A 22,869-nucleotide genomic window follows, 5' to 3' on the forward strand; every position below is an offset into this window, starting at 1 on the left:
CTCGATTATCCAATACCTGACCAAGACGTTCAAGTATTCACCACGTCATTGTCTACAATGATTTACCAAATACTCGTTATCTAAACAGATCATTTTTATAAAACCCGTGAATGAAGTCATAAACCGAAGCAAAATATTCCTAACAGCGGTTTAGAGCGTTACAATGCCCGCCACTTGGTCCGAGCAATCAGAAGAGGATAATCCCATGACCAAATCAGCCGAGCTGTATCAAAAAGCCCAGCAAACCATTCCTGGTGGCGTTAACTCTCCCGTTCGTGCGTTTAACGGCGTAGGCGGATCACCGATTTTCGTCGAAAGAGCCGACGGCGCTTTCATCTTTGATGCGGATGGCAAAGCTTACATCGATTATGTCGGTTCATGGGGTCCTATGATTCTTGGCCACAATCATGCGGTGATTCGTGAAGCGGTGATTGACGCAGCTCAACGTGGTTTGAGTTTCGGTGCGCCGACTGAAATGGAAATCAAAATGGCGGAACTGGTTTCTGAACTGGTTCCTTCTATGGAACAACTGCGTATGGTCAGTTCAGGCACAGAAGCAACCATGAGTGCGATTCGTCTCGCTCGTGGTTATACTGGGCGTGACAAAATCATGAAGTTCGAAGGTTGTTACCATGGACATGCAGACAGCTTGCTTGTCAAAGCTGGCTCAGGTGCACTAACTCTTGGCCAGCCTAGCTCTCCTGGTGTTCCTGCTGATTTTGCAAAACATACCCTAACCGCTACATTTAACGATCTCGATTCGGTACGAGAGCTGTTTGCAGCAAACAAAGGTGAAATTGCGTGTATCATCGTTGAGCCGGTTGCGGGCAACATGAACTGTATTCCTCCAGTGGCAGGCTTCCACGAGGGGCTGCGCGAAATCTGTGATCAAGAAGGCGCACTACTGATTTTTGACGAAGTGATGACCGGTTTCCGTGTTGCGCTTGGTGGTGCACAAGCTCACTACAACATCAAACCAGACTTGACCACGCTTGGTAAAGTCATTGGTGGGGGTATGCCTGTGGGCGCATTTGGTGGTCGTAAAGAAGTCATGCAATACATTGCTCCGACAGGTCCGGTTTACCAAGCAGGTACACTATCAGGTAATCCTGTAGCGATGGCAGCCGGCTACGCTTGTCTAACGTTGTTGCGTGAAGAAGGCAATGAAAAACGTCTTGCTGCAAAAACCAAACAACTAGCGGATGGTTTTAAGTCGCTGGCAGAAAAGCATGGTATTCCACTGGTTGTGAACCAAGTGGGCGGCATGTTTGGCTTCTTCTTTACAGAGCAAGAGCAGATCACTTGCTATGAAGATGTCACCAAGTGCGACATTGAGCGCTTTAAGCGTTTCTTCCACCTGATGATTGATCACGGTGTTTATTTGGCACCTTCCGCTTTCGAAGCCAGTTTTACGTCTTTGGCACATGGCAGCAAAGAAATCGAAGCCACACTTGAAGCCGCTGATCGCTGTTTTGCTATTTTGGTAGCAGAAAGCAAATAAGTGTATTTAGCATGAACAGAAGGGTCGCAGTGCGGCCCTTTTTATTGCCAGTAAAATGCGGTCAGAGCCGCAAGGAGCAACATGGTCAAAGTAAACCATGGCACTATTCGGCAGCGCTTCTGAACAGAATGGTTTTGCTCTTGGCAACTTGTCTCATTATTACAACACCCCATATTCTTCCCATTGCATTGATAACCATTGAATTTAAGGTCATTATAACGACAAACTGCAACTAATTGGATTGCCACTGTGCCAGATAAACTAAAAATGAGTTCAAGCCACTGGGTCTTGATCGTCGCACTCTTAGCCGCAGGGATGGCTTGCTATCTTCTTGTCGAGCCGTACATCAACTCCATTATCATGGCTTTCATTATTTCGCTGTTGATGTTTCCCATTCACGACTGGTTTGAAAGCAAAATTCCTAAACACCGCAATGTCGCGTCTCTGCTCTCTTGCGTGGTTTTAACCTTTATTATTGTTGTGCCTTTATTGTTTGTCTTCGCAGCTATCGTACAGCAAGGATCTGTTTTTTCTCAAAACACCTATCAATGGGTCACGCATGGTGGCATACAACAAGTACTTGGCCATCCATGGATTGTTAAAGGCTTGAAGTTAGTGAATGAGTACTTACCCTTTGACAATATTGACGCCAAATCGATTGCTGAAAAAATTGGTCAACTCGCCACCTCATTTGGCTCAAACCTTGTTGCCATCAGCGCAAAAATTCTCGGTGATGCGACCAACTTCCTGATGGATTTTTTCTTGATGCTGTTTGTGCTCTTTTTCTTATTGCGCGATCACGACAAAATCATCAGTGCCATTCGGCATATTCTTCCGCTATCGCGCAGCCAAGAAGATAAGCTATTGAGCGAGATTGAAAATGTTTCTAAGTCTGCAGTAATGGGCTCTTTTCTCACCGCGATTGCACAAGGTATTGCTGGCGGTTTGGGGATGTGGCTCGCCGGTTTCCCAGGATTGTTCTGGGGCACCATGATGGGCTTTGCTTCCTTTATTCCCGTGGTCGGCACCGCGTTAATCTGGATTCCAGCGACCATCTACCTGTTCCTAACTGGAGAAACTGGATGGGCAATCTTCCTTACGATTTGGAGCATTGCGATTGTCGGCTCGATCGACAATTTACTCCGCCCGTTCTTAATGCAAGGTAGTGCTGGGATGAATACTCTGATGATTTTCTTTTCGTTATTGGGCGGTATTCAATTATTCGGACTCATAGGCTTAATCTATGGCCCATTGATCTTCGCCGTCACCATGGTGCTCTTTAATATTTACGAGGAAGAGTTCCAAGGCTTCCTGAATCGGCAGGATAATAGCTAACCCACACGCTACTTCACGTTGTGGGCAGAGTATGCGAGAATCTGCCCACTTTATTTCCAACCGATACCATCCCATGTCTGCCTATACTGCCCCAAGCCAAATTGCTGAGCGCCAACTTGATTACTTTCACGGAAAACACGTTCTTGTCGCGGGTGAAATCGAAGATTTGTTTCCTCTCTCGCTCAGCAAACACTGTGAATCAGTCACTCTCTTTACGTCAAACTACAGTTACTTTCGTCAAATTGAATCTAACACTAACGTGACCAGCTACTTTGGCAGCGAATTTGATTCAGAAACAAATGCAGACTTATTGCTGCTTTACTGGCCGAAAGCCAAAGCGGAAGCGGAATACTTATTGTCGATGTTGATGAGCAAGTTGGGCAAAGGATGCGAAATTGTGGTGGTTGGCGAGAACCGTTCTGGTATCAAAAGTATTGAAAAAATGTTCAACGCCTACGGCCCCGTGAACAAGTACGATTCTGCGCGACGCTGCTCATTTTATTGGGGACAGTGTATCAACCAGCCTGCGCCATTTAAGCAATCTGATTGGTTCCGCAGCTACGAAATCACAATCAATGGGCAGACACTAAGTGTAAAAAGCCTTCCTGGTGTCTTTAGTCATGGTGAGTTTGATTTGGGCAGTAAACTACTGATTGAGAGTCTTCCATCGTTACAAGGGAAAGTGCTCGACTTTGGCTGTGGCGCAGGCGTTATCGGAGCCTATATGGCGAAGAATAATCCTTCGATTCAACTGGAAATGTGTGACATTAACGCTTACGCGTTAGCCTCTAGCCAAGCAACATTAAAGGCTAATCAATTACAAGGCCGTGTTTTTGCTTCTGACATATACTCCGATACAGCGGATGACTATCGCTTCATTGTCTCTAACCCACCGTTTCATAGTGGTCTAGAAACAAACTACAATGCTGCGGAAACACTGCTTGGCCAAGCACCTCAGCACTTAAATCATGTCGGCGAACTGATTATCGTGGCCAATAATTTCTTAAAGTACCCACCCATTATTGACAAAGCATTCAGTAATTGCGCGACTCTAAATAAGACCAATAAGTTCTCGATTTATCACGCAACGAAGTAGTTATTTAACCCAGCACAGCGCCTTGCTGTGCTGATTTTCAACACTCAATCGCCTCCTGTCGCGATTTTTGCGCCACTCTCCACGAATTAGTGACAACTTACTTGTCAAAGTAAAAAAACTCGTTAATTTCGTTAAATTTGAATCCTTTTGCTCTTATTTTGCCAACACACTTAAGAGTAACTGAGCAGCATTGTGCATTCACGACTTCGATTCGAGTCCTTCTTCATTAACATTAACGAAATCGTATGTTTAAGTTTTATCGCAAACAGAAGTTTAAACGTCTTCAAAGTACGCTGATGACTGCGTTTTTGGTGTTGAGCCTGACACCACTAACCATCACTGCCATTTTCTTTTTGCAATCACACAGTAAAGATCTACAAGAGCAAAGTACCTCTCACTTGCTGTCCGTTCGCGACACCAAACAGCAGCAAATTCTAGACTACTTCCAAGCTCAAGAGACCGAAGTAATGGGTTTTGTACGTTCTGAACTGGCTTATGCCAGTGGTGGACGTTTTTATGGTTTGGTCAATGCCTTTAAGAGCTTGGGCATCGACATAGAGCAAGCTCGAGATAATGCGCAGCAACGCTATATCCAAGGCTCGGGTGACCAAATAAAGACATCTATTTTGCCTGAATCGAGCTCTTATGTGGGCAGCGAACGTTACCGCCTGCTCCATAAGCGTTACCATTGGGCCTACTTAGAACTGCTTAAGCGTTCCGACTTCGATGACATCCTCTTAGTAGACTTAGATGGTAATGTCACTTACTCAATCTACAAACATGAAAACTTTGGAACAAACCTCAATACAGGTCCATTCAAAGACAGTATGTTGGGACAAAGTTTCCGTTTACTTGCAGCCGATGTCTCCGAGAAAAGGAAACAAAATGAAGACTACACCCCTGTCTACATTTCGGATTTCTCAATAGAAGATGGCAAATCAGTCGCTTGGCTTGGCGCTCCTATCATTCAACAAGGGCATCTTCATAGCTACGCGATGTTCCGGCTACCAAACAATGGAATCACCAAGTTAATTGCCGACATTAACAAAGATGCCGCAATGCATACGCTACTCGTAGGAAGCGATCATCTTCCTAGGACAATGACAACAAAAACCATCGACATCGAAAGCAGTATTGAGGTCGTCAATAAAGCGCTTGAAGGGCTGACCGACGTTGGCACCTATACCAATACCACTGGAGAAGCGACCATCGCTGCGTATGCACCTATTGCGTTGAAAACGCAGACTTGGGCGCTCGTTGTTCAACTTCCAGAAAAAGAAGCGTTTGCTCGAATCCATCAGTTAGAGAAGCTGTTTGTCATCGCGATGCTGATTGCGATCGTATTGGTGTTTATCTCCTCTCACTATCTGTCTAATTTCATCACGTCACCTCTTCTTAAACTTACTTGGGCTGCTGAACGAGTTTCTGCGGGCGATCTCGACGAGAGCATGATCAACACCGAACGAAAAGATGAAATAGGACGATTAGCGGTCAGCTTTGAAAGAATGCAACGCAGCATCAGAGACAAAATTCAACTAATTAAAACTCAAAACGCCGAACTCGAGAGAAACCTGCAACTGATTCAAAAGCAAAACGAAGAGTTGCAACTTGCCGACAAACTAAAAGATGAGTTCCTAGCCACCACATCTCACGAGTTGCGTACGCCGCTGCATGGCATGATTGGTATTGCAGAAACCTTGATCTCTGGAGCTAATGGGCCTCTCCCTTCCAATCAAAAATATCAGCTGGATATTATTATCAAAAGTGGTCAACGCCTTGCGACACTGGTCGACGATTTACTTGATTATCATAAGATGCGTTACGGCAGCTTGGATATTCAAAAATCCGCCGTTAATCTTTCGAGTGCCACGAAACTCGTCTTGGAGCTATCCAACCACTTATTAGGCAACAAGACCCTTCGCATCATCAACCAAGTCTCTAACGATGTACCGTCTGTTTCCGCTGATCCACAGCGTTTAGAGCAGGTGCTGTACAACTTAATAGGCAACGCTATCAAATATACAACGGAAGGAAAAATCGTCATCTCAGCAAATTTGGTTGATGACAAAGTACGAGTCCAAGTAGTTGATACTGGGCAAGGCATTCCAGCCGAACAACTGGAGCACATCTTTGAGCCATTAATTCAAGCTGGACAAGATTCCGGCCGATACCGCCAAGGCGCGGGCTTGGGACTTTCTATTAGCCGACAATTAATTGAGTTGATGGGTGGTTCATTGTACGTGAGCAGCCAACCGATGGTAGGCACCACCTTCAGTTTTACCCTTCCACTGGCAACAAACGAAGAGGTTAACGCCGCTGAAGGAATTCTTCATCAGAATCACTTCCAAGCGCCAGAAAATAGTGAACTGGTTCACTTAGACAACTCTTCTTTACCTGAGAATCCAAATGGCGCATTACTCGTTGTTGCTGATGACGAACCCGTCAACCTGAGAGTACTCGAAAGCTTCCTTAGAATCGAAGGTTACCGAGTTAAAACGGCCTCTGATGGCCCCGAAACTCTTGACCTAATCAGTCAAGAAAAACCGGCATTATTACTACTCGATATCATGATGCCTGGCATGAGTGGCTATCAAGTATGTCATCAACTGAGACAACACTACGATATCGCAGAGTTGCCAATCATCATGCTCACTGCGTTGAGTCAGAGTGAAGACAGAGTACGAGGATTTGAAGCGGGCGCGAACGACTATCTGACCAAGCCATTTAACAAACAAGAGCTTGCCGCTCGAATCAAAGCGCACTTAATGGCGAGTAAGGCGGAAGAAAGACGATTGGAAAACAATCGATTAGAAGCCGAGCTTCATCAACGAGCGATGGTAGAAGCCAGTTTGCTTGAAACTCAGGGGAGACTGTTAGAACAGTTAGAGTCAGCACCAGAAGCCATCATCTGTATCCGTGAAGATAAGCGTATTCGTTTTGCCAACGACGCCGCATGCAAGCTATTCAAGCGTAGTTTGGAGCAGTTGAAACGTTCAAGTGCCGAAGAGCTTATTGCGCCGAAATACCTAACCGTTAAACAACAGCACTATTGTGGCAACATTGATATCTACGTTGATGATGTAAGGCAACATATTGAAACCGATATTTTGAAACTGCCTGAAGGTTCAGGGCTTGACGCTATGTTTATCTTTAACGTAGGTGGAGGAGCAACCGCTTCACGCGTACACAACCTTGAGACAGCGGTGGAAGTGCTATCCAGTTATGCTTTCGATGGTGATAAAGAGCGCCTACAAAGTCTAAAAGAGCTTGGTGGTGAGTTTACACGCCTCGCAGATAAAGCTTTAGGTACAAACAAGAATAAGCAAGAGCTAATGAGGGAAGTATTGGTCGACCTCATGACACACGCTCTTGACTATTGGGAGTCTGTAACAGGTGAGGATAAGTTTTCTTTTGCTGAGCAAAGTGGCCTATGGCGAGTATACCTAGACAGAAGCACATTACAAACACGTACTCTGGACAAGTACATGCGTATTGAAACTCTGCCCAAAACCCCTCGCTGGCGCACGGTGTTAAGCTCAATTGACTACATTTTGGATCATTGTAAAGAGCAAAGCCCGGAGCGAACTTATATTGAAATGCAAAAGGACAAACTTCAACGTCTACTAACAAGCTAATGTGACAGTACGTTGCTCCCACTTTCAACGCCCAAATCGAGTGATTTGGGCTTTTTTTATCGCTTTGAAACGAACACACACAACGTTACTTCTTATTGGTACGGTAACGCGCCACACATGACCGAATCATCGCTGCCACAAGCGTTCTTTAATTAGCGTAGCCATGGCGTTTATCGCGTTAGACAACCAAGTGCGTCCAGCCGGTATTCCCTTCTTATTTCATCTATATTCGTCTAGAAAGAACGATGATAGAAGCCCAGAGATTGCTGCAAAACAACTTTCTTTCCCGTGTAAAAAAACCACATTTAACAGGCCATCAAATAGTCGTTATTCATCAATCCAAGCTTTAATCATAAGTAAATTGTGGACTTTTGAACCATATTGCGAGATCTATCACAACAGAACGGCAGATTAAATTTTGGCTAAAAAATTAACGTAAAACTGACATGTGAGCGGGATCCTGATTTATCAAAAATGCGATGGTAACCTTAATATCATTAACGCAAGGAGTTAGTAACCACTAACACTAACTCAGCAAAAACACCCAGTATGCGACACACATCAATGTCCATTTTTTGCTCAAAAAACCAACTCAGATAAAAAAAATGCCGTTTATAACGGAGTTTTAAGTAGTTTTAACGTTTTTAACGAGAATGCCATTTGATTATTTTCTCGCTAACGTGTTTTCTTAGCCTTGCCTAAGGCCTACAGGCCACTTTGGTAACGAGTATCAGAGGTAGGTCTTGGAGAGTGTTTATCAATTGATGACATTCCAAACATTGTGAAATGAAAGCAAAATAGTAAGGAACAGCTATGCTTGCCAATATTAAAAAAACAGCTCTAGCTACTGCAGTAATCGCTGCAGCTGCGACCAGCATTTCAGCACCAGCAGCAGCTCGCAGTGAGTTGACTGTAGTACCAAACTTTTACCCTACATTCGTCAAAAACTTTAACCCGTACTTGGCGACAAACCTTGCAACAACAACAGACTTCATTTACGAGCCACTTGTTGTTTTCAATGAGATGCACGGTAACACACCAGTAATGCGTCTTGCTGAAGACTTCCGCATGTCTGACGACCTAATGAGCGTAACTTTTGACATCCGTAAAGGTGTTAAATGGTCTGACGGTCAAGCGTTTACAGCGGATGACGTTGTTTTCACTTACTCAATGCTTAAGAACAAGCCTGAGCTTGATCAACGTGGTATCAACAAGTGGGTAACAAGCGTTGAGAAACTGAATGACTACCAAGTTCGTTTCCGTCTAGCTGAAGCTAACTCAAACGTACCATACGAGATCTCAGTTGTTCCTATCGTTGCTGAGCACGTATGGAAAGATGTGAAAGATCCAGCGTCTTTCACTAACGAAAATCCTGTAGGTACCGGTCCATTTACAGTTATCGACACCTTCACTCCTCAGCTATACATTCAGTGTCGTAACCCGAACTACTGGGATGCTGCGAACCTAGAAGTAGACTGTCTACGTGTACCTCAGATCGCAAACAACGACCAACTTTTGGGTAAAATCGTTAACTCTGAACTAGATTGGACTTCTTCGTTCATTCCAGACATCGACCGCACTTACGCAGCAGCAAGTCCTAACCACCACTACTGGTACCCAGCAGCTGGTACTCAAGCGTTTGTTGTGAACTTTAAGAACCCAGATGCAGCGAAAAATGAAGCGTTGACTAACGTTGACTTCCGTCGTGCATTCTCAATGGCTCTTGACCGTCAAACTATCATCGACATCGCATTCTACGGTGGCGGTACAGTGAATGACTTCGCATCTGGCCTTGGCTATGCATTCGAAGCGTGGTCTGACGAAAAGACTCACAACAAGTACAAAGGCTACAACACTTACAACGTTGAAGGCGCGAAGAAACTTCTAGCGAAAGCTGGCTTTAAAGATGTGAACAAAGACGGTTTCGTTGACACCCCATCTGGTAAGTCATTTGAGCTACTCATCCAATCTCCAAACGGTTGGACTGACTTCAACAACACAGTTCAACTAGCAGTTGAGCAGCTTGCTGAAGTAGGCATCAAAGCTCGTGCGCGTACTCCTGAGTTCGCAGTGTACAACCAAGCAATGCTTGAAGGTACTTACGACGTTGCGTACACCAACTACTTCCACGGTGCGGATCCACACCTATACTGGAACAGTGCATACAACTCAGCACTGCAGGAAGGTGACGGTATGCCACGTTTTGCAATGCACTTCTACAAAAATGAAAAACTGGACAACCTACTTGACAGCTTCTACAAAACGGCTGACAAGAAAGAGCAGCTAGCTATCGCTCACGGTATCCAGCAAATCATCGCTGCGGATCAAGTGACTATCCCTGTCATGTCTGGTGCTTACATGTACCAATACAACACCACTCGCTTCACTGGTTGGTGGACAGAAGAAAATCCGAAGGGCCGTCCAAACATTTGGGCTGGCATCCCAGAGCGTCTACTACACGTACTGGACCTAAAACCAGTTAAATAAGTAGAAGTTCATCTCCCGCGGCGCGCATCCCGTGCGCCGCTATAAAATCCCTCTCAGACCTAGTTTGTTTATGGCGCCAGTCGTCAGGGGATTTTTCGCTCTGAATTTGGTCACGAGCGACCTGAAACCAGAAACAGGGAAAAAGTCTGGGTGAGTAAGGTGTGAGTTATGGGTTATTTTTTAAGACGTTTGTCGTTCTATATGATTGCGCTGCTAGTCGCGGCAACATTAAACTTTATTATTCCTCGAGCAATGCCTGGTGACCCTGTTACCATGATGTTCGCTAATGCAACCACGCAAGTGACACCTGAGCGTATTGAGGCGATGAAGAAGCTACTTGGCTTCGTGGATGGTCCTCTCTATATTCAGTATTTCACTTATATCAAGAGTATTCTTAGCTGGGAACTTGGTACTTCTATCAAATTCTACCCACTGAGTGTGAATGACCTACTAGGCAGCGCATTTGGTTGGTCTCTGTTCCTAGCAGGAACTGCGGTAATTCTTTCATTCTCAATAGGCTCTATTCTCGGTATTTTCGCAGCATGGCGTCGTGGTAGTAAATACGATGCATTCATCACTCCAGGTATGTTGATTATTCAAGCAGTACCTCAGGTGGTTATCGCAATGCTCGCGCTATTTATCTTTGCAATCGGCCTTGGTTGGTTCCCGACAGGCTATGCATACACGCCAGGAACTCTGCCAGATTGGACTAGCTGGGACTACTATAAAGACGTCGCTTACCACGCCATACTACCTCTTTTCTGTGCTTCTATCGTTCAGATCGGTGGCTTCTTGGTCAACATGCGTAACAACATGATCAACCTGCTAGCAGAGGACTACATCACGATGGCAAAAGGTAAAGGCTTGAGCGAAAACCGCGTGGTGTTTAACTACGCAGCGCGTAACGCACTATTACCTAGTGTAACAGCCCTTTCCATGTCACTCGGTATGGCCATCGGTGGTCAGCTGATTGTTGAAATCATCTTCAACTACCCAGGTTTAGGTAAAGTCCTGCTTGATGCGATCAACGCACGTGACTACCAAGTACTACAAGGCCAATTGTTAATCATGACTCTGTTTATGCTGTCATTTAACCTAATTGCCGACATGCTGTATGTCGTACTCGATCCTCGCCTACGCAAGGGAGGCAAATAATCATGAACAATCTATTTAAGCTGATTCTTGGCAACGCTATCGCACGTGTAGGTCTGGTCATCGTTAGCCTATTCATTTTTATGGCTGTGGCTGCGCCACTGATCACCAAACATGCACCAGATAAGCGCACGGGTAATCCTCATGAGTATCCTAGCTTCGTAGTAAAAGCAGCGAAAGCTGACCCAAATGGTTGGATTGCGACCAACTTAGCGGATGATCGCCGTACTTTGATGCTTTCCAAGAAAGCGGATCACATATTGGGTACATCACGCATGGGCCGTGACGTATGGTCACAGCTTGCCTACGGCGCACGAGTTTCACTCGCTGTTGGCTTCGGTGCTGGTATCACCGTGTGTTTCTTAGCAACCGTGATTGGCATCTCAGCAGGCTACTTCGGGGGACGTGTTGATGACATCCTCACCGCAGCGATGAACATCATGCTGGTTATTCCACAATACCCACTGCTATTTGTTCTCGCAGCCTTCATCGGTGAAGCAGGACCAATGACCATCGCCATTATCATCGGCTGTACCTCCTGGGCTTGGGGTGCGAGGGTTGTGCGCTCACAAACGCTTGCCCTACGCGAAAAAGAGTTTGTGAAAGCTGCTGAAGTGCTAGGTGAATCGTCGTTCCGTATTATCTTTGTTGAAATTTTGCCAAACCTTGTACCTATCGTTGGTGCGAGCTTCATCGGCTCGGTAATGTACGCCATCACTATGGAATCGATCATTTCGTTCCTTGGTCTGGGCGATCCAAACACCATCAGTTGGGGCATCATGCTCTACAACGTGCAAACCTCCTCTTCAATGTTGATTGGGGCGTGGTGGGAACTTATTGCGCCATGTATTGCCTTGACTCTACTGGTTACAGGTCTAGCTCTATTGAACTTTGCCGTAGACGAAATTGCTAACCCACAACTTCGTTCTCACAAAGGAATGAAGCGCTGGATGAAACTTGCTAAGCAAGACAAGAAAGAACGTGAGCCTGAACTGGCACCGCAAAATGCACTTTGGAGCGGAGATAAATAATCATGACCGAACCACTTATTTCAATCCGCAACCTTTGTGTTGACTACATCACAGACGCGGGCGATGTCCGCGCTTGTAACAACGTTAGCTTTGATATTGCACCAGGCGAAGTCTTCGGCCTAGCGGGTGAATCAGGCTGTGGTAAATCAACTGTAGCATTTTCGCTGATGCGCCTACACAAGCCGCCCGCGTTTATCACTGGCGGGGAAGTCATCTTCAATGGTGAAAACATCTTGCAATACAGCGATGACCGCATGCAGGCATTCCGCTGGAGCGAAATGTCGATGGTTTTCCAAAGTGCAATGAACGCGCTGAACCCAGTACTGACGATGGAAGATCAATTCTGTGACGTCATCATGCGCCACACCAACATGACGCGTGAGCAGGCAAAACGTCGCGCAGAAGGTTTGCTGGAGATCGTGGACATTCACCCAAGCCGTTTGCATGACTATCCTCACCAGTTCTCTGGTGGTATGCGTCAGCGTTTGGTTATTGCAATCGCGTTGGCTCTCAATCCGAAAATGATCATCATGGATGAGCCAACCACAGCACTAGACGTGGTTGTACAGCGTGAAATTTTGCAAAAAATCTACGCATTGAAAGAAGAGTTCGGCTTCTCGATTCTGTTCATTACCCATGACTTGTCGTTGATGGTCGAGTTTTCAGACCGCATTGGCATCATGTATTCCGGTGAACTGATTGAAGTCGCTCCCGCTAAACAAATTTTGGAAAGTCCATACCACCCTTACACCAAAGGGTTGGGTAGCTCTTTCCCTCCGTTAACGGGTCCAAAAACCAAGTTAACAGGTATCCCAGGGAACCCTCTTAACCTACTAGAGGTTCCTCAAGGTTGTCGTTTCCAGGCCCGTTGTGAACGAGTGCATGACACCTGTACCAAAGTCGCTACTAGCTTAAGACAAATCGAGCCAGGCCGTTTCTCGAACTGCCACCTCTATGGCGAAACGATTGCTCAAACCAAGCAGTAACACAACGAAATAAGCAGTAAGAAGACTGGAGACAATTATGAGCAAAGAATATGGCGAGCTGCTGATTGAAGGTAAAAACGTCGTCAAAGACTTTCCCTTAAATAGTAATGCTCTAAAGCAAACCAAGATGCGCGCACTCAACGACGTATCGTTCAAAATGTACAAGGCACGTGGTCTGTCTGTCGTGGGTGAATCGGGTTCAGGTAAATCCACCACAGCAAAAATGATCGCGAAAATGTACGCCCCCAGTGGAGGTGTTATCGAGTACAAGGGACGTGATATTCAGGAGATCACCTCAAGAAAAGATCTCATGAGCTATCGCGAAGGGATCCAGATGGTTTGGCAAGACCCATTCGGTTCACTGAACCCAACACACAATATCTTTCACCACATTGCTCGTCCGCTGTTGATCCATAAAAAGGTCGATCCGAGCAACAAGAAAGAGTTGGAAGAACGTGTGTATGACCTGCTTGAGCAAGTGGGCTTGATTCCACCGAAAGCCACTGCAGAAAAGTTTCCTCATCAGCTTTCTGGTGGTCAGCGTCAGCGTGTCAACTTGGCGCGTAACATTGCCGTCGGCGCAGAAGTGGTGCTTGCCGATGAGCCGACTTCAATGCTGGATGTATCGATTCGCGCTGGCGTCCTTAACTTGATGGAAGAGATGAAATTTGAAAAGCAAATGTCTCTTTTATACATCACGCACGACATCGCGACAGCGCGTTACATCGCTGAAGATCTGGCGGTTATGTATGTCGGACACATGGTGGAATGGGGGGATACTGACGAAATCATCCACGATCCTCAGCACCCATACACTCAGCTGCTTGTTTCTGCAGTGCCGGATCCATCAAAGTCGATTCACACCAAGTTAAAAGGCAACAAAGGTGAGATCCCGTTGTGGACACCTGAATCGGTCGGTTGTCCTTTTGCAGGTCGCTGTGAACACGCAACTGAGAAGTGTCGTGAGAAGCTACCTGAGGTTACTCAGCTATCTGAAAACCACTTTGTACGTTGTTACTTGTTCGAAAACTAAACCACTCTGAGCCAAGGCGTTGCCTTGGCTCAAACTGTTGCTACCCTTGATTTTGCTATTTGTCGGAGATTTTTAATGCTGCTACTCACCAACCACCTAGGCTATGAATTGAATGGACCCAAGCATGCCGTCATTCAAAGTAATAAGTCGCGCTTGTCGTCTTATACTGCCTTATTGGTCTGTGCGAATGGTCATCAGACCGTGGCATCATTAGAAATTGAGAAAGTGGGCAAAGTTGCTAACTGGCATCAAGGCCATTTTTATACCATTGACTTTTCAGACTTTCAGCAAAGCGGTGAGTTCTACATTCGCTTCGATAACCATCGTTCTGCCAATTTTACGGTGGGCGAATCCCTACTCATGCAACGCACTTTTTCTGATGTGTTGCATTACTTTAAGTCGCAACGTTGCGGGGGGATATTTGATCGTCAAGACCGCGCAATTCCACTACTAGACAGTGATAAAACCGCTGATGTGCACGGTGGTTGGTACGATGCCTCTGGCGATGTGAGCAAGTATCTGAGCCATCTTTCTTACGCAAACTACCTTAATCCACAACAAACCCCAATGGTGGTTTGGAACATGCTGAAAGGGTTAGAGCTACTGAACGGCCACTCTACCCTAGCTGCATTTAGCCAAGTACGTCTGAAAGAAGAAGCCCTGCACGGTGCGGACTTCTTAGTTCGCATGCAAGATAGTCAAGGCTTCTTCTATACCACAGTTTTTGACAAGTGGAGTAAGGACATTAAACAACGTGAGATCTGTTCTTATGAAACCCAGAAGGGCCACAAGTTAGCGGATTACCAAGCAGGCTTTCGTCAAGGCGGCGGTGTGAGCATCGCAGCCCTAGCCGCCGCCTCGCGTCTCGATGTGCACGGTGAATTTGACCAACAGAAATACCTCAATGCAGCAGAGAATGGTTACTGGCATCTCAAAGAGTACAACTCTCAGTACCTTAACGATGGACAAGAAAATATCATCGATGAGTACTGCGCTCTGCTTGCGGTTGTTGAACTTTTCCGCGCAACGCAAGAACCACGCTATCTCACAGAAAGCCGCATTTGGGCATCACGCCTCTCTGCTCGACAGCAAAGTGATGAACGATTCACTCATTATTGGTCAGCCAATCAGGATGGTTCTCGCCCTTATTTCCACGCCGCCGAAGCCGGACTTCCGGTGATTGCCCTGTGTGAATATCTGGCGATCGAACACGACTATTCTGAACATGAAAAAATTACGCAGATCGTTCGCCAAGCATGTCAGTTTGAGTTGAGTATCACCCACAAAGTCAACAATCCGTTCAGCTACCCAAGACAGTACGTTAAAGGAGTTAACGAGAAGAAACGCGATGCGTTTTTTGTCGCACAGAACAATGAATCGGGCTATTGGTGGCAAGGTGAGAATGCTCGTTTAGCCTCTATCGCCACCATGGGCTACTTAGTCCAACCTCACCTTGATGATGAGACACTAAAAGCGGATATGGCAGAACTTGCTCAACGAGCATTGGACTGGATTTTAGGCCTTAACCCCTATGACATGTGCATGCTTGATGGTCACGGTAGAAACAATCCTGATTACCTCCCGCACCTTGGTTTCTATAACGCTAAGGGCGGCGTCTGTAACGGAATTACTTCTGGTTTTGATGATGAAAATGACATTGCTTTCAATCCAGAGAAACAAAAAGACGATTTACTACAAAACTGGCGCTGGGGAGAGCAGTGGATTCCACACGGTGCATGGTATCTCCTAGCAGTAATGAGCCAGACAAAACACCATTCAGCTGGGCTAGGAAACTAATATGACTAATTTTTATGTGGGGATAGATGGTGGCGGCACCTCATGCCGCGCTCGAATTCGCGATGCAGAAGGAAATTTTGTGGGCGAAGCGAAAAGTGGCAGTGCCAACATTATGCTGGGCGCTTCTGTGGCGATGGAATCGATTCTCTCCGCTATTCAGGAAGCAGCAGCACAAGGCGGCTTATCAGCACAAGATTTTTCTCGCATGCATGTTGGATTGGCATTGGCGGGGGCAGAACATAAAGCCTCTTGGCAGAGTTTTATGCAGCAATCGCATCCCTTTGCCAGCATGACTCTCAACACCGATGCCTATGGCGCCTGTATTGGCGCACATAATGGCCAAGACGGCGCCATCATGATTGCAGGTACGGGCTCTTGTGGCATCTATTTACAAGGCACTACTCAACATGTGGTGGGTGGTCGTGAATTTCCAATTTCCGATCAGGGTGGTGGTGCAGTCATGGGCCTTCGTCTTATTCAACAAGTACTCCTAGCTCAAGACGGCATTCGCGAAAACACACCGTTATGTGAGCATGTTATGACGCATTTCAATCAAGATATTGATGCGATTGTCGAATGGTCTAAGAGCGCGCTGCCAAGAGACTACGGGCAGTTTTCGCCTGCCATTTTCCAATTTGCTGAGCAAAACGATCCGCTGGCGGTTGAAATGTTGAAGCAAACCGCACAAGACATTGAAATGTTTTTGATCGCCTTAAACAAGCGCGGCGCAAATCGTATTTGTCTCATGGGCAGTATTGCCGAACGCATTGTTAAATGGCTATCTCCCCCGGTTCAGAAATGGGTTGTTGAAGCACAATTCGATGCCATCGAAGGTGCGATTATGTTTGCAGGCAAAAGCGAACACAATCTTTATACAGTGGCAACAAATTAGGAATCACTTATGGAATATCGTATCGACCTTGTTGTCCTTTCAGAGCAGAAACAAAACTGCCGTTTTGGTATGACGTTGCACAATCTCAGCGATCAAGACCTACCAAACTGGTCATTGACCTTTGCCTTCAACCGATTTATTCAACCTGGCAGTATTTCTCATGGTCATTTGACGCAAATCGGTAGCTTCTGCCAACTCAAGCCAGATTCAATGGTGCTGCCGGCCAACCACCATTTTTATTGTGAGTTCACCGTATTAACCAACCCGTTCCGTTTTTATTCCGATGGCCTTAACGCGGCTTTTGTTGAGTTCTACCAAAACGGCAGCTTGGTTAGGTCAAACGTTGATGTCACGCCTATCGTTCTCGCCTCTCCCTATAAAGAGCGTGTAAGCGTGCCACAAACGTTAGCCAGCGGTTACGCCTTGTTACCTAAAGTTAATGCACTGAAAGTTGATTCAGGTCACTTTACTCTGAACGCATCAACTACTATTGCTTGCACTTCTGCACTCGCGGATTCTGCGGTCACTTGGTTGACTGAAGAGCTGACTCGTATCCATCAGCTCGATCTAACCACCGACCAAGGGGCAGGCATTGTTTTCCGCAGCAATCCAACGTTGGATGAAGGGGCATATCATCTGAATGTCACTCCCAGTGAGATCAAAGTCGAAGCGGGATCATCAGCAGGATTTGTTCACGCGGCTGCGAGCTTGATCCAGCTCTTGGATTACAATCAGGACGACGGCCAAGCACAAATCGCTTGTTGCTCTATTTCTGATAGCCCTCGTTTTCGCTATCGCGGCATGATGCTCGATTGTTCACGTCATTTTCACTCCGTAGAACAAGTGAAACGTCTAATTAATCTTCTTGCACATTACAAGTTCAATACGTTCCATTGGCATTTAACCGATGATGAAGGCTGGCGCGTTGAAATCAAAGCCTTCCCTGAACTAACAGAAATTGGCGCTTGGCGCGGGGTCGATGAGGCGATTGAGCCACAATACACCCACATATCTCAGCGTTATGGCGGTTTTTATAGCCAAGAAGAGATCAAAGAAGTGGTTGCGTACGCAGCGCAACGCAGTATCACTGTGATCCCAGAAATCGATGTACCTGGTCATTGCCGTGCAGCCATCAAGTCACTGCCACATATGTTGGTCGAAGCTGAAGACACAACTGAATATCGCAGTATTCAAAACTACTCTGATAACGTCCTAAACCCAGGTTTAGCGACCACATACGAGTTCATTGAACGCGTATTGGAGGAGATCGCTCAACTGTTCCCAGCACCTTACGTCCATATTGGTGCCGACGAAGTACCACATGGCGTTTGGTCAAACAGCCCAAGCTGCCAAGCATTGATGGCAAAACATGGTTATCAGGATTACAAAGAGCTACAAGGTCACCTACTGCGTCACGCAGAGCAGAAGCTTCGTAGCCTTGGTAAACGCATGCTGGGTTGGGAAGAAGCACAACACGGTGACAAAGTGAGTAAAGACACCGTGATTTACTCGTGGTTAAGTGAAGACGCTGCGGTGAACTGCGCTCGTCAAGGCTTTGATGTTGTGCTCCAGCCAGCACAAACCACTTATCTCGACATGACACAAGATTACGCACCAGAAGAGCCGGGGGTAGATTGGGCCAATCCACTGCCACTCGAAAAAGCCTACAACTACGAGCCGCTTGCCAATATTCCGGCTGACGACCCGATTCATAAACGAATTTGGGGAATCCAAACGGCTCTCTGGTGCGAAATCGTCAATAACCCCGCGCGAATGGACTACATGATCTTCCCTCGCGTGATTGCTCTCGCAGAAGCGTGTTGGACTCATAAGGAACATCGCGACTGGGGAGACTTTTTATCTAGGTTGAAAGGTCATTTGCCCTTACTTGATAAGCAAGGCGTGAAATACCGTCATCCATGGAAATGAACAACCGAATGAAAGCGTTGCTTTCACCAGTTTTCACTAGCTTTAGTTTTTTGACTGCCATATAAGCGCAGTTTGTTAAAAAGGAAATGACAATGAAATACGGCTATTTCGATAATGACAATCGTGAATACGTCATCACTCGTCCGGATGTTCCGGCACCTTGGACTAACTACCTCGGCACAGAGAAATTCTGTACGGTTATTTCACACAACGCAGGGGGATACTCTTTCTATCACTCTCCTGAGTACAACCGTGTGACCAAGTTCCGTCCAAACTTTACTCAAGATCGTCCAGGGCACTATGTGTACCTACGTGATGATGCAACGGGTGATTACTGGTCAATTTCATGGCAACCAGTGGCGAAAAGCCTGGAACAAGCTAAGTACGAAGTACGTCATGGCTTGTCTTACTCAAAATTCAAATGTGAATACAATGGCATCGTTGCCAACAAAACCCTGTTCGTACCAAAAGGTGAAGACGCGGAAATTTGGGACGTTGAAATCGAGAACACCTCTAACGAAGTACGCACCATCAGTGCCTTCAACTACGTTGAGTTTTCTTTCAGCCACATTAAGTCGGACAACCAAAACCATCAGATGTCCTTGTACTCTGCCGGTACCGAGTACAAAGATGGCGTGATTGAGTACGATCTTTACTACAACACCGACGACTTCCTAGGTTTCTACTACCTAACCGCCACGTTTGATGCTGACAGCTACGACGGCCAACGCGATGTCTTCCTAGGTATGTACCGTGACGAAGCAAATCCAATCGCTGTGGCACAAGGTAAGTGTTCTAACACTGCACAAACCTGTTACAACCACTGTGGCGCTTTGCACAAACAATTCGTTCTACAACCTGGCGAAAAAGTACGCTTTGCCGTGATCTTAGGTGTTGGTAAAGGGAACGGCGCGAAACTGCGCGAGAAGTACCAAGATCTTGCCAAAGTCGATCAAGCGTTTGCTGGCATTAAAGCACACTGGGATGAGCGTTGTGAGAAGTTCCAAGTGAAATCACCGAACGCAGGTTTGGATACCATGATCAACGCATGGACTCTGTACCAAGCTGAAACGTGTGTGGTGTGGTCTCGCTTTGCCTCTTTCATTGAAGTTGGCGGCCGCACTGGCTTGGGTTACCGTGATACTGCACAAGATGCAATTTCGGTCCCTCACACCAACCCAGCGATGACGCGTAAGCGTTTGGTTGATCTGCTTCGCGGCCAAGTGAAAGCCGGATACGGTTTACACCTATTTGATCCAGATTGGTTCGATCCAGCAAAAGCGGATGTGAAACCATCAAAATCACCTACCGTTGTCCCAACGCCATCTGACGATGACAAGATCCACGGTATCAAAGACACCTGTTCAGACGATCATCTATGGATTGTCCCAACCATCTTGAACTATGTGAAAGAGACAGGCGATATCAACTTCATCGATGAAGTGATCCCGTACGCAGATGGCGGCAACGCAACTGTGTATGAACACATGATGGCAGCGCTGGATTTCTCCGCAGAATACGTTGGTCAAACAGGTATCTGTAAGGGTCTACGCGCAGACTGGAACGACTGTCTAAACCTAGGTGGTGGTGAGTCTTCCATGGTGTCATTCCTACACTTCTGGGCACTAGAAGCCTTCCTAGAGCTTTCTCGTTTCCGCAATGATGAAGCGGCGACAGACAAATACCAAGCGATGGCGGACGGTGTTCGTGAAGCGTGTGAAACTCACCTATGGGACGAGAAAGGTGAATGGTACATTCGCGGCCTGACCAAAGATGGCGACAAGATTGGTACCTTTGACCAAGTGGAAGGTAAAGTGCACCTTGAGTCAAACTCACTGGCCGTCCTTTCTGGCGCTGTCAGCCACGAGCGCGGCATCAAGGCGATGGATGCGGTCTACGAGTACCTATTCTCGAAATACGGCCTACACCTAAACGCACCATCATTTGCTACGCCAAACGATGACATCGGTTTCGTGACTCGCGTATACCAAGGCGTAAAAGAGAACGGTGCTATCTTCTCTCATCCAAACCCATGGGCTTGGGTAGCGGAAGCGAAACTAGGCCGTGGTGATCGCGCAATGGAGCTTTACGATTCGCTAAACCCATACAATCAAAACGAAAGTATTGAAACGCGCATTGCAGAACCGTACTCGTACGTTCAGTTCATCATGGGCCGCGATCATCAAGATCATGGCCGCGCTAACCACCCATGGTTAACAGGTACATCGGGTTGGGCTTACTACGCGACCACCAACTTTATTCTCGGTGTGCGTACTGGTTTTGATTCACTTGAAATCGACCCATGTATTCCAACATCATGGCCTGGTTTTGAAGTGACTCGTCAATGGCGTGGCGCGACTTACCAGATCAAAGTGGAAAACCCACAAGGCGTATCGAAAGGCGTGAAATCCATCACCCTTAACGGTCAAGCGATTGAAGGTGCCGTTCCTGCGCAAGCAGAGGGCAGTGTAAACGAAGTCGTGGTGGTGTTGGGCTAAGCCTCAATTCCAACGCTAGCAAATAGATTGGGAAGTGGCCGAAAGGCCGCTTCCTAAGGGAGATCGAAGAATGATCAAATTTGGAACAGGTGGCTGGCGTGCCTTTATTGGTGAAGAGTTCACCAAAGACAACGTTCGCATTGTTGCTCAAGCCGTCGCCAATATCATCAATAACGAACAAGTTGCAGAACGTGGGTTTGTGATTGGATACGACCGTCGTTTCTTGTCGGATAAAGCTGGTGCTTGGTTTGCTGAAGTCCTTGCCGCTAATGGTATTGTGGTGAGCTTCATCAACAAGTTTGTCCCAACACCTATCGTCATGTTCAAAGCCAAAGAAATGGGCTGCGCTTACTCTGCGTGCATTACCGCCTCACACAACCCGGCCGACTACAATGGAGTCAAGATCTTTATTGAAGGCGGACGTGATGCAGACGAAGTGATCACACAAAAAATCGAAGCACAAATTGCCCACCTGACACTAGATCAAGTGAAAAGCGTCGATTTCGAGCAAGCCGTTGAAGATAAACAGATCGTCATCATCAACCCGATGAACGAGTTTGTGGACTCTATCATCAACTTCATCGACATCGAAGCAATCAAAAAGGCCAATCTACGCGTGCTGATCGACCCGATGTTTGGGGTGGCGAAGAACGCGCTGCAAACGGTATTGATCAATGGGCGCTGTGATGTCGACGTGATCAACGATGGCAAGAACCCAGACTTCGGCGGCTTAATGCCATCCCCAAGCGCTGCGACCCTCTATCGTCTGAAGCACCTTGTGGCGGCACAAGGCTATGACATCGGTATTGGTACCGATGGCGATGCAGACCGTTTGGGTATTATCGATGAAAAAGGCAACTTCATTCACCCGAACGAAGTGTTGATCCTATTGTATTACTACCTACTCAAATACAAAGGCTGGACAGGTTCTGTGGTTCGTAACATCGCCACCACGCACCTGCTGGATAAAATCGCTGCAGACCATGGTGAGAAGTGTTTTGAAGTGCCTGTGGGCTTTAAACACATCAGTTCACAAATGGAAGCCGACGACTCTTTGATCGGTGGTGAGAGTTCTGGCGGCTTAACCATCCGTGGTCATATCAAAGGCAAAGATGGCGTGTTTGCCTCGAGCCTATTAGTTGAAATGATTTCCGTGACGGGCAAAAAGCTTTCTGAGCTATTAGAAGAGATCTACAGCAAGTACGGCTATGCCTACATGGCTGAAGGTGATTGCAAGTTCAAACCAGCGGCTAAACAGTCGTTGTACGACAAAATTTATGTCGAAAAACAATTGCCTGAATTTGGCTTTGAGATTGAAAAAGTCAGTTATGACGATGGAGCGAAAGTGTACTTCAAAAACGGAGGCTGGGTCATTGCTCGCTTCTCCGGTACTGAACCTTTGCTGCGAATTTTTGCTGAGATGCAGGATAAAGAGACTGCCGAACTGGTCGTTAATCAATTTAAAGAGTTTTTAGCCCTTTAAACATTGTTTTTCGG

General features: G+C 46.5%; 14 protein-coding genes. All 14 read left to right on the top strand.

Annotated elements, in window-relative coordinates; all coding sequences use genetic code 11:
- The first annotated feature begins 205 nt into the window (after positions 1 to 205).
- The 14 genes from hemL (at position 206) to LZU85_RS07965 (ending at position 22,855) form a co-directional block, all read left to right on the top strand.
- Entirely contained in the window at positions 206 to 1,501 is a 1,296-nt protein-coding gene (hemL, locus tag LZU85_RS07900) for a glutamate-1-semialdehyde 2,1-aminomutase (RefSeq protein ID WP_176299203.1), read from the top strand.
- Between the two features lie 267 nt (positions 1,502 to 1,768).
- The gene (locus LZU85_RS07905) at positions 1,769 to 2,836 is read left to right on the top strand and encodes an AI-2E family transporter (RefSeq protein WP_272909868.1); all 1,068 of its coding nucleotides are present in this window, start codon (positions 1,769 to 1,771) and stop codon (positions 2,834 to 2,836) included.
- Between the two features lie 73 nt (positions 2,837 to 2,909).
- A complete protein-coding gene (rsmC, locus tag LZU85_RS07910) occupies positions 2,910 to 3,932 on the top strand; it encodes a 16S rRNA (guanine(1207)-N(2))-methyltransferase RsmC (RefSeq protein WP_237286868.1) in 1,023 nt (340 codons plus the stop codon).
- A gap of 245 nt (positions 3,933 to 4,177) precedes the next feature.
- Positions 4,178 to 7,567: a response regulator gene (locus tag LZU85_RS07915; RefSeq protein ID WP_237286837.1), complete on the top strand. Its 3,390-nt coding sequence runs from the start codon at positions 4,178 to 4,180 to the stop codon at positions 7,565 to 7,567.
- Positions 7,568 to 8,380: 813 nt separating this feature from the next.
- Positions 8,381 to 10,054: an ABC transporter substrate-binding protein gene (locus LZU85_RS07920; protein ID WP_176299206.1), complete on the top strand. Its 1,674-nt coding sequence runs from the start codon at positions 8,381 to 8,383 to the stop codon at positions 10,052 to 10,054.
- Between the two features lie 168 nt (positions 10,055 to 10,222).
- A complete protein-coding gene (locus LZU85_RS07925; protein ID WP_176299207.1) occupies positions 10,223 to 11,209 on the top strand; it encodes an ABC transporter permease in 987 nt (328 codons plus the stop codon).
- A gap of 2 nt (positions 11,210 to 11,211) precedes the next feature.
- Complete coding sequence (locus LZU85_RS07930) at positions 11,212 to 12,237, top strand: ABC transporter permease (RefSeq protein ID WP_176299208.1); 1,026 nt, start codon at positions 11,212 to 11,214, stop codon at positions 12,235 to 12,237.
- A 2-nt stretch (positions 12,238 to 12,239) separates the two neighbouring features.
- Entirely contained in the window at positions 12,240 to 13,223 is a 984-nt protein-coding gene (locus LZU85_RS07935; protein WP_237286838.1) for an ABC transporter ATP-binding protein, read from the top strand.
- A 37-nt stretch (positions 13,224 to 13,260) separates the two neighbouring features.
- Positions 13,261 to 14,256, top strand: coding sequence for an ABC transporter ATP-binding protein (locus tag LZU85_RS07940; RefSeq protein WP_237286839.1), 996 nt, complete (start codon positions 13,261 to 13,263; stop codon positions 14,254 to 14,256).
- Positions 14,257 to 14,331: 75 nt separating this feature from the next.
- Positions 14,332 to 16,053, top strand: a complete 1,722-nt coding sequence (locus LZU85_RS07945) for a glycoside hydrolase family 9 protein (protein WP_237286840.1) — start codon at positions 14,332 to 14,334, stop codon at positions 16,051 to 16,053.
- 1 nt (position 16,054) lies between these two features.
- Positions 16,055 to 16,945, top strand: coding sequence for a glucosamine kinase nucleotide-binding domain-containing protein (locus LZU85_RS07950; protein ID WP_176299212.1), 891 nt, complete (start codon positions 16,055 to 16,057; stop codon positions 16,943 to 16,945).
- 9 nt (positions 16,946 to 16,954) lie between these two features.
- Positions 16,955 to 18,874, top strand: a complete 1,920-nt coding sequence (locus LZU85_RS07955; protein WP_237286841.1) for a beta-N-acetylhexosaminidase — start codon at positions 16,955 to 16,957, stop codon at positions 18,872 to 18,874.
- Positions 18,875 to 18,966: 92 nt separating this feature from the next.
- Entirely contained in the window at positions 18,967 to 21,372 is a 2,406-nt protein-coding gene (locus tag LZU85_RS07960; protein WP_237286842.1) for a glycoside hydrolase family 94 protein, read from the top strand.
- 70 nt (positions 21,373 to 21,442) lie between these two features.
- Positions 21,443 to 22,855: a phosphoglucomutase/phosphomannomutase family protein gene (locus LZU85_RS07965; RefSeq protein ID WP_176299215.1), complete on the top strand. Its 1,413-nt coding sequence runs from the start codon at positions 21,443 to 21,445 to the stop codon at positions 22,853 to 22,855.
- Positions 22,856 to 22,869: the final 14 nt, after the last annotated feature.

It is taken from the genome of Vibrio floridensis (genome assembly GCF_021852965.1).
In the GTDB taxonomy this organism is placed as follows: Bacteria; Pseudomonadota; Gammaproteobacteria; order Enterobacterales; family Vibrionaceae; genus Vibrio; species Vibrio floridensis.

What these genes read in the sequence shown, in the direction of transcription:
- hemL (WP_176299203.1), top strand. Translation starts at nt 206, where the DNA reads ATGACCAAATCAGCCGAGCTGTATCAAAAAGCCCAGCAAACCATTCCT.
- LZU85_RS07950 (WP_176299212.1), top strand. Translation starts at nt 16,055, where the DNA reads ATGACTAATTTTTATGTGGGGATAGATGGTGGCGGCACCTCATGCCGC.
- LZU85_RS07905 (WP_272909868.1), top strand. Translation starts at nt 1,769, where the DNA reads ATGAGTTCAAGCCACTGGGTCTTGATCGTCGCACTCTTAGCCGCAGGG.
- LZU85_RS07955 (WP_237286841.1), top strand. Translation starts at nt 16,955, where the DNA reads ATGGAATATCGTATCGACCTTGTTGTCCTTTCAGAGCAGAAACAAAAC.
- LZU85_RS07935 (WP_237286838.1), top strand. Translation starts at nt 12,240, where the DNA reads ATGACCGAACCACTTATTTCAATCCGCAACCTTTGTGTTGACTACATC.
- LZU85_RS07960 (WP_237286842.1), top strand. Translation starts at nt 18,967, where the DNA reads ATGAAATACGGCTATTTCGATAATGACAATCGTGAATACGTCATCACT.
- LZU85_RS07930 (WP_176299208.1), top strand. Translation starts at nt 11,212, where the DNA reads ATGAACAATCTATTTAAGCTGATTCTTGGCAACGCTATCGCACGTGTA.
- LZU85_RS07940 (WP_237286839.1), top strand. Translation starts at nt 13,261, where the DNA reads ATGAGCAAAGAATATGGCGAGCTGCTGATTGAAGGTAAAAACGTCGTC.
- LZU85_RS07925 (WP_176299207.1), top strand. Translation starts at nt 10,223, where the DNA reads ATGGGTTATTTTTTAAGACGTTTGTCGTTCTATATGATTGCGCTGCTA.
- LZU85_RS07965 (WP_176299215.1), top strand. Translation starts at nt 21,443, where the DNA reads ATGATCAAATTTGGAACAGGTGGCTGGCGTGCCTTTATTGGTGAAGAG.
- LZU85_RS07920 (WP_176299206.1), top strand. Translation starts at nt 8,381, where the DNA reads ATGCTTGCCAATATTAAAAAAACAGCTCTAGCTACTGCAGTAATCGCT.
- LZU85_RS07915 (WP_237286837.1), top strand. Translation starts at nt 4,178, where the DNA reads ATGTTTAAGTTTTATCGCAAACAGAAGTTTAAACGTCTTCAAAGTACG.
- LZU85_RS07945 (WP_237286840.1), top strand. Translation starts at nt 14,332, where the DNA reads ATGCTGCTACTCACCAACCACCTAGGCTATGAATTGAATGGACCCAAG.
- rsmC (WP_237286868.1), top strand. Translation starts at nt 2,910, where the DNA reads ATGTCTGCCTATACTGCCCCAAGCCAAATTGCTGAGCGCCAACTTGAT.